This window comes from Lysobacter sp. A378 (assembly GCF_054052125.1).
In genome coordinates this window covers 195,168-208,175 of record NZ_JBSVRK010000001.1, presented here as the reverse complement: position 1 = coordinate 208,175, position 13,008 = coordinate 195,168, and the positions used below count along the sequence as shown (strand labels likewise).

Annotated in this window: 12 protein-coding genes; 5 read left to right on the top strand and 7 right to left on the bottom strand. The window is 65.5% G+C overall.

Annotated elements, in window-relative coordinates:
• Positions 1 to 119: 119 nt before the first annotated feature.
• Positions 120 to 1,448: a chromosomal replication initiator protein DnaA gene (gene dnaA / locus ACW7G1_RS00840; protein ID WP_456977878.1), complete on the bottom strand. Its 1,329-nt coding sequence runs from the start codon at positions 1,446 to 1,448 to the stop codon at positions 120 to 122.
• Between the two features lie 263 nt (positions 1,449 to 1,711).
• Here dnaA and rpmH point away from each other — a divergent pair, with 263 nt between their 5' ends.
• From rpmH to mnmE, 4 genes are all read left to right on the top strand, one after another.
• A complete protein-coding gene (rpmH, locus tag ACW7G1_RS00835; RefSeq protein WP_456962744.1) occupies positions 1,712 to 1,852 on the top strand; it encodes a 50S ribosomal protein L34 in 141 nt (46 codons plus the stop codon).
• A 48-nt stretch (positions 1,853 to 1,900) separates the two neighbouring features.
• Positions 1,901 to 2,455: a ribonuclease P protein component gene (gene rnpA, locus ACW7G1_RS00830; RefSeq protein ID WP_456977877.1), complete on the top strand. Its 555-nt coding sequence runs from the start codon at positions 1,901 to 1,903 to the stop codon at positions 2,453 to 2,455.
• A 15-nt stretch (positions 2,456 to 2,470) separates the two neighbouring features.
• Positions 2,471 to 4,219, top strand: a complete 1,749-nt coding sequence (yidC, locus tag ACW7G1_RS00825; protein ID WP_456977876.1) for a membrane protein insertase YidC — start codon at positions 2,471 to 2,473, stop codon at positions 4,217 to 4,219.
• Between the two features lie 107 nt (positions 4,220 to 4,326).
• A complete protein-coding gene (gene mnmE, locus ACW7G1_RS00820; protein WP_456977875.1) occupies positions 4,327 to 5,718 on the top strand; it encodes a tRNA uridine-5-carboxymethylaminomethyl(34) synthesis GTPase MnmE in 1,392 nt (463 codons plus the stop codon).
• Positions 5,719 to 5,736: 18 nt separating this feature from the next.
• Here the strand turns inward: mnmE and ACW7G1_RS00815 are convergent, their stop codons facing one another.
• From ACW7G1_RS00815 to ACW7G1_RS00800, 4 genes are read right to left on the bottom strand one after another with little or no spacing between them, the layout of a single operon-like run.
• Entirely contained in the window at positions 5,737 to 6,957 is a 1,221-nt protein-coding gene (locus ACW7G1_RS00815) for an ABC transporter permease (RefSeq protein WP_456977874.1), read from the bottom strand.
• A gap of 1 nt (position 6,958) precedes the next feature.
• A complete protein-coding gene (locus ACW7G1_RS00810; protein ID WP_456977873.1) occupies positions 6,959 to 7,654 on the bottom strand; it encodes an ABC transporter ATP-binding protein in 696 nt (231 codons plus the stop codon).
• Positions 7,651 to 8,907 carry an efflux RND transporter periplasmic adaptor subunit gene (locus tag ACW7G1_RS00805; RefSeq protein WP_456977872.1) on the bottom strand — a complete coding sequence of 419 codons (1,257 nt, stop codon included), beginning with the start codon at positions 8,905 to 8,907 and terminating at the stop codon, positions 7,651 to 7,653. The genes ACW7G1_RS00810 and ACW7G1_RS00805 overlap by 4 nt, the downstream gene beginning before the upstream one ends.
• Before the next feature lie 13 nt (positions 8,908 to 8,920).
• Positions 8,921 to 9,592, bottom strand: coding sequence for a YIP1 family protein (locus ACW7G1_RS00800; protein ID WP_456977871.1), 672 nt, complete (start codon positions 9,590 to 9,592; stop codon positions 8,921 to 8,923).
• 353 nt (positions 9,593 to 9,945) lie between these two features.
• On the opposite strand from ACW7G1_RS00800, the gene ACW7G1_RS00795 reads away from it, so the two are divergent.
• The gene (locus ACW7G1_RS00795) at positions 9,946 to 10,950 is read left to right on the top strand and encodes an energy transducer TonB (protein ID WP_456978799.1); all 1,005 of its coding nucleotides are present in this window, start codon (positions 9,946 to 9,948) and stop codon (positions 10,948 to 10,950) included.
• Between the two features lie 72 nt (positions 10,951 to 11,022).
• Here ACW7G1_RS00795 and ACW7G1_RS00790 read toward each other — a convergent pair whose 3' ends face one another.
• Entirely contained in the window at positions 11,023 to 12,234 is a 1,212-nt protein-coding gene (locus ACW7G1_RS00790; RefSeq protein ID WP_456977870.1) for an ABC transporter permease, read from the bottom strand.
• Positions 12,231 to 12,992 (bottom strand): ABC transporter ATP-binding protein, encoded by a 762-nt coding sequence (locus ACW7G1_RS00785; RefSeq protein WP_456977869.1) that lies wholly within the window; start codon positions 12,990 to 12,992, stop codon positions 12,231 to 12,233. The genes ACW7G1_RS00790 and ACW7G1_RS00785 overlap by 4 nt, the downstream gene beginning before the upstream one ends.
• Between the last annotated feature and the right edge of the window lie 16 nt (positions 12,993 to 13,008).

The following is a 13,008-nucleotide window of genomic DNA, read 5'->3' as shown; positions in this document are numbered from 1 at the left end:
AACCTGGTACAACTGCCGCTTCAATGAAGCTTGAACCTGTGGACAAGTTTTGACCCGTACCCCGACGTGCGAGTTATCCACAACTTGTACCCCAGTGCTGCACACCGTTGCCGGAGGGACTACTCACTGAGTTTACGGATCAATTTTTCCCAGTCTTCATGCATCTTTCCGTCCGTTTCCATCAACGTCCTGATCTGTCGGCAGGCGTGCAGCACGGTGGTGTGATCACGTCCGGCAAACGCGTCGCCGATCTCCGGCAGACTGTGTTCGGTCAGCTCTTTGGTCAACGCCATGGCCATCTGCCGTGGGCGCGCGAGCGAACGTGTCCGTCGCTTCGACAACAGATCCTTCATCTGGAGACCGTAGTAGTCTGCCACGGTCTTCTGGATGTTGGGGATGCCGATGGCCTGTTGCTGTGCGCGCAGCAGGTCACGCAAGGTTTCCTGGGCGAAATCGATGGTGATCGCGCGACCGGTGAAGTTGGCGCGGGCGGTCAGTGTGTTGAGGGCGCCTTCCAGGTCACGGACGTTGGACCGCATCTTCTTGGCCAACAGGAATGCGACATCCTCCGGGATCGCCACGCCGCGTTCCTGCGCCTTGGACAGCACGATCTGGGCGCGGGTCTCGAAGTCAGGCGGATCGATCGCCACGCTGAGGCCCCAGGCCAGACGCGATTTCAATCGGGGTTCCAGCCCCTCGACCTCGCGTGGGAACCGGTCGCAGGTCAGGATGATCTGTTGCTTGCCGTCGAAAAGCGCATTGAAGGTGTGGAAGAACTCTTCCTGGGTACGGTCTTTGCCGGCAAAAAACTGGATGTCGTCGATCAGCAAGGCGTCGACGCGCTGGAAATGCCGCTTGAACCCGTCCATGGCCTTTTCCTGCAAGGCCTTCATCATGGCGCTGAAGAACTGCTCGCTACGCAGGTACATGACTCGCGCGGCGGGGTTGTTGGCACGCATCAGGTTGCCGGCGGCAAACATCAGGTGGGTTTTGCCCAGTCCCGTGCCGCCATACAGCAGCAGCGGGTTATGGCCCCGCTCACCGGGACTGAGTGCCGCCTGCATGGCGGCGGCACGGCCCAACTGGTTGCTGCGCCCCTCGACGAAATTCTCGAACGTGTAGTGGTTGTCCAGGTTGCCGTTGAACGGCTCGATCGCAGCGCTGCTGATCGGGCGTACCGGGGAGGGCACCAGCGCGGCGGGCATGGCTTCGCGCGGCAATGAGCCGACTTCCAGGCTGACATCGCCATCGCCGGAAAAATGCGCGAGTAATTCGCGGATCCGCCCCAGGTAGCGCTCCCGCACGTGCTCGACGACGAACGCGTTGGGCGCAAAAAGCACGGTAGCGCCGTCGCGGCGGCTGGCTTGCAGTGGTTTGAGCCAGGCGTGGACGTCCTCGGCCGGCAATTCGGCCTCGAGTCGTTCCAGGCAGTGGGGCCAAGCGTCCATAGGGTCTTTCATGCAATGGCGAAGATCGGCGTGTGCGAGGATGGGCATCGCGCCGCGCGGATCAAGGTTGTGGCGAGCCAGACTAGCACGCAGCAGAACCGGGCGATGACGCGGCGCAGGTGCCGCAGCTGGCCGGCTGTGCGGCGCGTTGCAGCGGCTGGACGCGCCTGGCGCAGCGGCCCGGATCGCCGCCATTTGACCAGCCCGCTGAATCCTCGTTAGACTTGCCGGTCTTATTCCGCCGTAAATGCAGAACCGCAGCCATGTCCACCAAGCGCACCTACCAACCCAGCAACCTCAAGCGCAAGCGCGACCACGGCTTCCGTGCACGCATGGCGACGGCCGATGGCCGCAAGATCCTGTCGCGTCGCCGCGCCAAGGGTCGCAAGCGTCTCTGCGCCTAAGCGCAGGTGATGTCGCAACGGCAGCCCCTTGCCGCCGTTGACGTCCTGATGCCGAAGACCCGCTTCCCGCGCACTGCGCGGGTTCGCGCGAAATCCGATTTCGACCGCATATTCAAGCACGGCCGGCGCGTGGCGCTGCCCGTGCTCGCATTGCATTGGCAGACCGCCGATGCGGCGCGAGCGAGCTGTGAACTGGCCCGCCGTGAACGTCCCGGCTCCAGTCGACCTTGTTTCCAGCGTCCAGAATCGGGCCCGCGCCTGGGTTTGGCGGTCTCGCGCAAGGTCGATCCGCATGCGGTCGGGCGCAACCGGATCAAGCGCGTGTTGCGCGAGACTTTCCGCGCCTGTCGTGCTGATTTGGCTGACGGTGATTACGTGCTGGTCGCCCGGGTCGGTGCCGCACGCTGTGACCACCAGCAATTGCAAGCGGCCTTTCTCGGGCTGTTGCAGCGAGCGGGTGCACTGCCGATCGACGCCATGGCGGCCCGCGGTTCCGCGTCGGCGCCGTTGCCGCGGCCTGGCGCGGACGGCACAATGCCGCCATCCCGACGTTCCGACGTTCCTTCTTCCACCGACCCCACGCCGCCTTCCGGCGGCGGATGAGCCTGCCTGTTGCCCATGAACCAGACCCGTGTATTCCTGATTTTCGCCTGGCTGATGGTGGCGACCCTGCTGTGGATGGAGTGGAACAAAGAGCAGGACGCGCCTCCTACGACGCCGACGACCAGCACCTCGGCGAGCACGTCGACGATCCCGGCCGCAAACCGTCCCGCCGGCGTTGATGGTGCCGGCAGCACGGGCGCCGGCGTCCCCGGGGTGCCGACCATGGCTGCGCCGGCGGCGGCCGCTGCGCCCGACGCTGTCGCCACCTCGGGCGTTAAATCGGCGACGGTCACCGTCGCCACTGACGTGCTCCAGATCGTGCTTGATGGTGGCGAGGTGCTCCAGGCCGATCTGCTGGCCTATCCGAGCACCGCGGACGAAGACAGCGCGCCGGTCCGGTTGTTCAGCCAGGACCCGGCCGACTATTTTGTCGCCCAGAGTGGCTGGGTCAGCAATAGCGGCTCCACGCCGACCCACCAGTCGGGTTTCGTGCTGGACCGCGACGCGCTGCCGGCAGGGGCGGATTTCCAGCTGGATCCGGGTGAAGACCAGTTGGTGGTGCCTTACACATGGAATGGCCCGAATGGCCTGAGCATCCAGCGCACCTATACCTTCCACCGCGGCAACTACGTGGTCGATGTGCGTGACGAGGTAATCAACCAGGGTACGGATCCGTGGCAGGGCTTTGTCTATCGGCAATTGAGCCGGGTGCCACGCGCGCTGGAAAGCAGCGCACCGATGAGTCCGGAGAAGTACAGCTTCCAGGGCGCGGCGTGGTTCAGTGCCACGGACAAGTACGAGAAGCGCAAGTACGAAGACTTCATCGAGGACGGCCCGCTGAACAAGCAGGTCAACGGCGGCTGGATCTCGTTCCTGCAGCACCACTTCTTCGGTGCCTGGATTCCCGGTGCGGCTGATGACAGCACCTTCTCGCTGACGACCGCCAGTGAAAACGGGGCCACCCGGTACCTGATCCGTGAGGTCGGTCCGGGCGTCAGCGTGGCGCCAGGCGGGACTGCCAGCACCCAGGCGCGCCTGTGGGTGGGTCCCAAGCTGGTCAGCCAGATCCAGGCCCAGCAGGTGCCGGGTCTGGACCGCGCCGTCGACTTCAGCCGGTTTTCACCGATGGCGACCCTGGCCGGATGGCTGTTCTGGGTGCTGCAGTGGTTGCATGGCTTGTTGAGCAACTGGGGCTGGTCGATCGTCGGGCTGGTGTTCCTGCTGAAAGCGGTGATGTTTCCGCTGTCGGCGGCGCAGTACAAGTCGATGGCGAAGATGCGCAAGTTCCAGCCGCGCATGGCCCAGCTCAAGGAGCGCTACGGCGACGACAAGCAGAAGCTGCAAGCGGCCATGATGGAGCTGTACAAGAAGGAAAAGATCAACCCGGTCGGTGGCTGCCTGCCGCTGCTGTTGCAGATGCCGGTGTTCCTGGCCCTGTACTGGATGTTGTCCGAGTCGGTCGAGCTGCGTCATGCACCGTGGATCCTGTGGATCCAGGACCTGACCGCACGCGATCCGTTCTTCGTGCTGCCGGCGATCAACATCGCGCTGATGTGGGCGACCCAGAAGCTCACTCCGATGGCCGGCGTCGATCCGATGCAGAAGAAGATGATGCAGTTCATGCCGCTGGCGTTCGGGGTCATGTTTGCCTTCTTCCCGGCAGGCCTGGTGCTTTACTGGGTGACCAACGCGGGTCTGGGCTTGATCCAGCAGTGGTGGATGATCAAGAAGTACAGCGAAGCGCCGGCGCCAGTGAAGGCTTAGCCACTCGCTGGAATGAAGACAGGAGCCCGCCAACTGGCGGGTTTCTGCTATCGGTCGTCGGCACCTACCAGGCACCTACCACGAGACCATCTGCGATCATGGACACCATGACCGGGCCCGACCGCGACACCATTGCTGCGATAGCGACCGCGCCCGGCGCGGGCGGCGTGGGCATCGTGCGCTTGTCGGGCCCGCGTGCGCGCTCAATCGGCGAGACCGTCTGCCTGCGTCCGCTGGTCCCGCGCCACGCCCACTACGTACGGTTCACCGACGTTGGCGGCGAGACCATCGACGACGGCATCGCGTTGTACTTCGCCGCACCGGCCAGCTACACCGGTGAAGACGTGGTCGAGTTGCAGGGCCATGGTGGGCCGGCCGTGCTGCAGGCGTTGTTGGCTCGCTGCTGGGACCTGGGTGCCAGGCAGGCGAGACCGGGGGAATTCAGCGAGCGTGCCTTCCTGGAAGGTCGTCTCGACCTGGCCCAGGCCGAGGCGGTTGCCGACCTGATCGCGGCGGCTGACGTGCGCGCCGCCCGCGCGGCGCGGCGGGCGTTGGACGGCGAGTTCTCATCGCGGGTCGAGGCGATCGCCAGCGGCCTGATCGGCGTGCGCGTGCATGTGGAGGCGGCGATCGATTTTGCCGACGAGCCGCTCGACACCCTGGGCGGCAATGAGCTGCGCGCCAAATTGGGGCAGCTGCAGCAAGCCCTGGATCAGCTGCTGGCGGCCGCCCAGCGCGGCCGTCGCCTGCGCGATGGCCTGCATGCGGTGATCATTGGCCCGCCTAACGCCGGCAAGAGCTCGCTGCTCAACGTGCTGGCGGGCAGCGACCGGGCGATTGTCACCGACATTGCCGGCACCACCCGCGACCTGTTGCAGGAAGTGGTGCGCATCGACGGCGTTGAACTGACCCTGGTCGACACCGCCGGCCTGCGCGAGGGTGGTGACGCGATCGAGCGCGAAGGCATGCGCCGCGCCCACGATGAGCTGGAACGCGCCGACCTGGCCATCGTGGTGCTGGATGCACGCGACCCGCAGGCCGGCACCGCCGCGGTGGCCGAGGCGATTGCCGGCGTGCCGCGGATCCTGTGGCTGCACAACAAGGCCGATTTGCTGGATGGGGCGATCCCCGATTCGATGAAGTCAGGCCGGGCGGCATCGGGCCAGATGGACGCCAATCACGGGTCATCGCACCTGTGGGTATCGGCGCGCACCCGCATCGGCCTGGACGACCTGCATGCCCACCTGGGCGCATTGGCCCTGGGCGATGGAGTCGATGCCGGCGACGGTGCATTCACTGCGCGCGCGCGCCATGTGGACGCGTTGCAACGCGCCCGTGTCGAGCTGGTCGAGGCGAGTGCACAGCTTGACCATGACGCGCTGGAACTGGCCGCCGAAGCGCTGCGCGCCAGTCACGATGCCCTGGGTGAAATCACCGGCAGGGTCCGCGCCGATGACCTGCTGGGACACATTTTTTCGAGCTTCTGCGTCGGCAAATAGCGCCACCGCGCGATGTGCTCACTCGTAGCGCAGCGCCTCGATCGGATCCAGCCCGGCCGCCTTCGACGCCGGCATGATCCCGAACACCACCCCGACCATGGCCGAGAAACCGGCCGCCGCCACCACCACCCACAGCGGTACATTGGCCGGTGGAAAGCCGGGGATCAATGCGGCCACGCCCATCCCGACCCCGACCCCGAGCACGATCCCCATCAGCCCGCCCAGCAAGGCCAGCAGGCCGGCCTCAAGCAGGAACTGGGTGAGGATGTCGCGGCGGGTAGCGCCCAGCGCCTTGAGGATGCCGATCTCGCGGGTCCGCTCGGTCACCGATACCAGCATGATGTTCATGATCCCGATGCCACCGACCAGCAGCGAGATGCCGACGATACCGGCCAGCACCGCGGTGGCCATGCCGGCAATCTGGTTGAACTGCTTGAGGAAGGAATCGGCGGCATCGACCTTGAAGTCCGAATCCTTGCCCGGCGCGATGTCGCGCGACGCCCGGATTGCGCGCTCGACCCGCTCGCGGACCAGTTCGACGTCCTCCAGGTTGGCGACGGTGAAGGTCGCCTGCAGTATCGGCTCGTTGCTGTTGCCCGTCATCGCCCGGCCGACGCCGAACGGAACGTAGGCGAAATTGTCCTGGCTGAAGCCGAGAATCTTGCCTTTCTTCTCCATCATCCCGACGACCTTGAACCACTCGCTGCCGATCTGGAAATACTCGCCGACCGGGTTGTCCGGCATCTCCAGTTCGTCGCGCAACTCGGTACCGATCACCGCCACCCGCCGCCGCCCCTGGTCATCGCTCTCGACGATGAAGCGCCCGTGCTCCGGGTACTCGTTGCGGACCTGCTGGAACTCGCTGGTGGTGGCGTAGATCTGCGGGCTCGCGCTGTGGTTGGCGTAGCTCGCACCGGCGGCCTGGATCGCCATCAACGGGGCGACCATGTCCACGCCCGGTACCCGGTAGCGCAGCACGTCGATGTCATCGAAAGTGATGTGGTTGAGCTTGCCGGTGCGGAAGTTCTCGCTGTTGTTCTCCGCGGTCAGCGTCAGCGTGCTGCCGCCCATGTCGGCGAGCTGGCTTTTGATCGAGTCCGAGAATCCCTGCACCAGCGAGACCACCGCGATTACCGAGGCGGTCCCGATCAGGATCCCCAGGGTGGTCAGGAAGCTGCGCATCCGGTGCGAAGTCAGGCTGATCAGCGCGGCGCGAAACGACTCCATGAGGGCGCTCATGTCAGTTCACCAAGGTCTTGCCAGGCTGGACGAGATCCTCGACGATGCGCCCGTCGCTGACCCGGATGGAGCGTCGGCAATGGTCCGCGATGCTCGGCTCGTGGGTGACCACCACCACGGTCTGGCCCTGCGCATGCAGCTCGTCGAACAACGCCATGATCTCCGCGGAGGTGCGTGAATCCAGGTTGCCGGTGGGCTCATCGGCCAGCAGGATCGAAGGCTGGCCGACCAGCGCGCGGGCCACGGCCACGCGCTGCCGTTGCCCGCCCGACAGCTGCGTTGGCCGATGCCCAAGCCGATCCGCCAGGCCAACCTTGACCAGCGCGTCGGTCGCCTGCTTGCGCCGTTCCGCGATCGGCATGCCGCGATAGACCAATGGCTGCATCACGTTCTGCAGGACGGTCAGCCGCGGCAGCAGATGGAAGCTCTGGAACACGAACCCGATCTCACGGTTACGCACCTGCGCCAGCTCGTCCTCGTTCATCGAAGACGTGTCGCGGCCGTTCAACGTGTAAGTGCCCTCGCTGGGCGTGTCCAGGCAGCCCAACAGGTTCATCAGGGTCGACTTGCCCGAACCCGACGGACCGACCAGCGCGACATACTCGTTGCGGTCGATGAACAGGTCGATGCCCGCCAGCGCCATCACCGTCTCCTCGCCCATCTGGTAGCGCTTGACGATATTGCTCAGCGAGATCATGCGGCGTCGTCGTCGCTGGCATCGTCGCCGTCGTCGCCGTCGTTGCCGCGATCGCCGCTGCTGCTGTCGCTATCTGCGTCCTTCTTCTTGTCAGCCTTGACCGCCTCCACGTTGTCACCTTCCTTCAAGGTACGCAGGGTGCGGGCGGGACCGACGATGACCTTGTCACCCGCCGCCAGGCCCTTCTCGATCGACTCCCAACGGTCATCGGACGGGCCGGTGGTGACGGTCGCCTTGTGCGCCTGTCCATCGCGCGCCACCCATACATGGCGAGTGGTCTGGTCGGCCTCACTGGTGTCGGTGAGCACCGCCTCCACTGGCACCACCAGGTGTTTGCGGCCATCGCTGAGGAACAGGTCGGCGCGCACGCTCATGCCGGAGCGCAACGTCAGCCCGTCGGGCCGGTCCAGGTGCACCGTGACCAGGTAGGCGCGGCCCTGGCCTTCGACCGTCGGTACCAGGGCGATCTGGCTGACCGTGCCCTTGATCGCCTGTTCGGGATAGGCCGCCGGGTAGACGTCGGCGTGCTGGCCCAACGCGACCTTGGCGATATCCCCCTCATCGACCTTGAGCTCGGCCTGGACGGTGGTGGTGTCGGCGATCTGCATCAGCTTTGCACCGGCCAGCGATGAGGTCGACGGGATCGCGGTCTCACCGACCTTGATCGGCAGCGACACCACCTGGCCGGACTGCGGGGAGCGGATCTCGGTCTTGGCCCGTTGCTCGCGCGCTTCGTCGAGCACCGCGACGGTGCGTTTCAAGGCTTCCTCGCTGCCGCGGAGGTCCGCCCGCGCCACGTCCAGGCGGTTGCGATCTTCATCAAAGGTATTGCGATCGATGAACTGCCCGGCGACCAGCTGCTTGCTGCGCTCGAACTGCTTTTGTCGCAGCGACAGCTCCGCACGCTGGCGCTCGATGCTGATGCGGTTCTGCCGGAGGCTGGCTTCCTCGCGCTGGATGGCGTTGTTGTAGGTCTCCGGGTCCAGCCGCGCCAACAGCTGTCCCTTCTCGACCGTATCGCCTTCCTCAACCAGGATCTCGATCACCTTGCCGACCACCTCGGCGGTCAGGTCGACCTCGGTGCGATAGGCCAGCAGCCCGGACGCCAGGATGGTCGGCCGCACCTCGTGTTGTTCGGCCGGCGCGATCTCGACCTCGATCCCGCGGGCGTCGCGGCTGTTCTTGATCACCAGAGGAACCACGACGACCGCGATCACCAACGCGGCTGCGACCCACTTCCTGTTGAACTTCATTCGTGCAGGCCCGTCACTTCAACAGCGCGAAAGCAGCCATGCCGCCGTAGATCAGCACGCTTGGCAGCGCCGCCACCACGATCGCCTGCAACCAGCTGGTCTTGCCCCAGATGCGCCAGCCCAGTGCGGTCAGGAACAGGGACCAGAACACCAGCAAGCTGAAACTGCGAGCCAGTGCAGACCAGGGGCTATCCGCGGGCAGCTGCACCAGCAAGGGATCCACGTTGGCCAGCATCAGCGACTCCAGCGATGTCTGCGGGTCCATCATCAGTGCGCCGATCAGGGCCACCAGGGTGCCCAGCACGGCCGGCATGCTGGCCCAGCTGGCCAGGCTCATGCCGTGCTTGAAGGACACGGCGTTGCCGGTGACCTTGCCGGCCAGCAGGTAGTACAGCGAGGTCAGGGCCATGATCACCACGATGACCAGCGGTGAGCTGATCGCGCCGATGTAACCCATCGTGCGCGCGCCCGGCATCATCTCGCGGGCTTGTGCGGCATCGCCGGCGCTCATCGCCAGGGTGGCCTGGTCCAGGTACCAGTCCGGGTCGACGCGCAGGAAGTAGGCCAGGGTCATGGCGGCCGACAGCACGGCGATGACCAGCAATGGCAGCAAGAACGTGGGCTTCTCGCGCAGGTCGGCGAACACCTTGCTGGGCTGCAGGAAAATATCGATCAAGTGGCTCATCTGAAGTCCTTTTTTTTACTGGGTTGGGTGACAGGTCGCGTTGCATCGGCCGCCGCACCGGGATCGGCAACCATCCGCGCAGTTCAAATATCCAGAGCCGTCCATCCCCAAACCGCCCCAGGATCGGCTTGAAGCGTCGATTCGACCACAAAAACGCCGTGGAGGAAAACCAACGCCCGTATCCGGGATGGCAATGTGGGTCACTGTCGAGTGCCGCGGTGTGGTGTCCGATTGTCCGATTGAGCTTGACAAAGCAGGCGTACTCTCGCGACCTTGTGCAAGTGTGTCCACCAGGATGCGCTTCAGGGGAGCTCGTCATGATCAGCAATTCATCCATCCGGCCATCCTGCCGGATGTCCACGGTTTCAAGATTTTCACTGGTAGTGGCCATGGGCCTGGCGTTGGGCGCTTGCGGCAACGAGCAGCCTGCCGAAGACGTCACCGCACCGGTCGCGACCACAGCCACGCCCGCCGCAGCGCCCGCCGCGACGCCCGAGACAGCGGTGTCCGAGGAGCTGCAGGCCCTCAGCAGCGAGGATTTGCGCGACGCGGCACGCAAGGCATACAGCGACAATCGCCTGTACGCACCCGCCGGGGACAACGCGGTTGAGTACTTCCTTGCCTTGCGCGACAAGTCGCCCGCCGACGCCGGTGTGTCCAGTGCGTTGACCGATCTGTTGCCGATGACGGTGATTGCCACCGAGCAGAGCATAAACCGTGACGACTTCGCCGAAGCCCAGCGTCTGGCCGCATTGCTGGAGAAGGCGGAGCCGGAGCACCCGGCGTTGGCGCGCCTGAAGTCCAGCATCGACACGCGTCAGCAAGAGGTCGCCGCGCGCGCCGCGCGGCAAGAGGTGACGGCCGAGGAACAGCTGGTCAGGCAAGCCGATCTGGAACGCCAGCGCGTGGCGGACCAGAAGCAGCAGCAGGAAGCAGCGGCGAAGGCGCTGCTCGCCAAGCAGGCGGAGGATGACGCTGCCGAGAACACCGCGGCGCAACAAGCCGCCACGGCGGCAGAACAAGCGGCCGAGCGGCGCAAGGCCGAGGAGGCGAAAGCGGCGGCGGCTGCGCAGGCCAAGGCCGCCGCAAAGCCCACCGCGGCTGACTTGCGCCCGCTGTCGACGCCGGCGCCGGAGTATCCGCGTGACGCGTTCCGCGCCGGAACGTCCGGCGAGGTGCAGGTTGAATTCATCGTGGGTGTCAATGGATCGGTCAGCTCGGCCCGGGTCATCCACTCCGAACCCCGGCGTATCTTCGATCGCGCCGCCCTGGAAGCCGTGGAGCGTTGGCGCTTCCAGCCACTGCCCGCGCCGGTGACTACACGGCGCACCATCGGCTTCAGTCCGGCCGGTGGCTGATCCGATCGGCTACTCGCGCAACAACAAACCCGGCTTCGGCCGGGTTTGTTGTTGGTGGGCGTGCGATCGCTGTCAGCCGGAGATCGCCAGCTTCTCCTGGTGGTAGCGACGCACGGCCGCGTACCACAACAAGGCGGCCAGCCCGAAACCGGCGACCATGTATATCAACCAGATGTCCGCGCCAATCGGCTCGGCCCGGATCACCTTCTGGATCAACTGGTTCTGGGCCAGGAATGGCACCGCGTACTGCCACAGTTCGGATTTCAGCGGGTTCACCGCCAGCAACATGATCGGCAGCATCGGCAGCAGCATCAACCAGGTCATGTGGCTCTGCGCCTCCTTCATGCTCTTGGAGGTGGCCGACAGGTAGCTGAGCAAGGTGGTGCCAATGAACAACATCGGCAACAGGATCAGCAGCAGCTTGCCGATCGCGGCGAAACGCACGTCAAGCATCGAGGCCATCTGCCCGGCGACCTGGGCGCTCAGCTTGAACGCCAGCAAGGTCAACAACAGCGACGTGAGCCCCACCAGGCAGGCGGCGGCGATCTTGCCGCTGACGATCGCCCCGCGCGAGGCGGGCGTGGCCAACAGCGGTTCCAGCGATTGGCGTTCACGCTCTCCCGCCGTGGCGTCCATGATCAGGTAGGCGCCGCCCAGGAACGACATCAGGATCAGCAGGTACGGCAGCAGCATCGCCATCATCACGCCGCTCTTGGCCTCCGGGGTGGCCAGGTCGCGGCGGCCCAGCGCGACCGGTTGCATGATCGCGGGGTCGATGCCACGCGCATACAGCCGCAATGCGCCCACCTGCCCACCATAGGCAGCCAATGCCGTCCGCAGCCGGGTCACCGGGATGTCCGCATTGCGGCGGGTACTGTCGAGAATCAGGTCGACGCGCGCCGGCCGGCCCGCCTTCCAGTCCTCGGCAAACTCGGCGTCGATCGCCAGGGCGACATCGACGTCCTGTTGTCGTACCGCGGCGTCGACGTCGGCCGGTGGTGCGATCGCCTTGATGCCATGGGTCGCCAGGAATGCGATCAGGTTGGGCGCGCGTTCGGCGCCCATCACCGGGACTTCCAGTTCCTTGTCCAGCTGGGTCCTGGCCCGGTTCTCGGCCATGGTGCCCATGCCCAGCATGATCAGCGGGTACAACAACGGGCCCATCAGCAAGGTCAATGCCAGGGTGCGGCGGTCACGCGAAAAATCACGCAACTCCTTGCGCATCACCGACCACAAGGTGGCGAAGACGCCGGGCGGTCGCGGGGACGGATCCTGACGGCTCATGCGTGCAATCCCTCGTCGCTGCCGATTGCCTTGACGAAGGCGTCTTCCAGGTTGGGTTCATCGAACCTGGCGCGCAGTTCGTCCGCCGTGCCGGCGGCGACCACCTGTCCCTTGGCGATGATGACGATGCGGTCACACAACGCGGCGACCTCCTGCATGATGTGGCTGGAGAAGATCACGCAGCGGCCCTCGTCGCGCAGGTGCATCAGAAAGCCGCGCATCGCGCGGGTGGTCATCACGTCCAGGCCGTTGGTCGGCTCGTCCAGGATCACGTTGCGCGGGTCGTGCACCAGGGCTCGGGCGATCGCGGTCTTGGTGCGCTGGCCCTGGCTGAAGCCTTCGGTCTGGCGGTCCAGGATCTCGTCCATGTCCAGCGCGGCCGACAAGGCCCGGGTGCGCTCGGCAATGGTGGCCTTCGACAAACCGTGCAACTCGCCGAAGTACGCAATGTTCTCGCGCGCGGTCAGGCGCTTGTACACGCCGCGCGCGTCCGGCAATACACCCAATGCACGGCGCACCGCGGCCGGGTCGATGGCGGTGTCGATGCCGTCGACCAGGATCTTGCCGGCGTCGGGCTTCATCAACGTGTAGAGCATCCGCAAGGTGGTGGTCTTGCCGGCGCCGTTGGGGCCCAGCAACCCGGTGATCTGGCCATCGGGTGCCTGGAAGTCGACACCATCGACCGCCTTGACCACGCCCGGATGGTTCTTGCGCTTCTTGGTCTGGAACGACTTGTGCAGGTTTTCGGCGCTGATCATGGGCGACTCCGTGCGG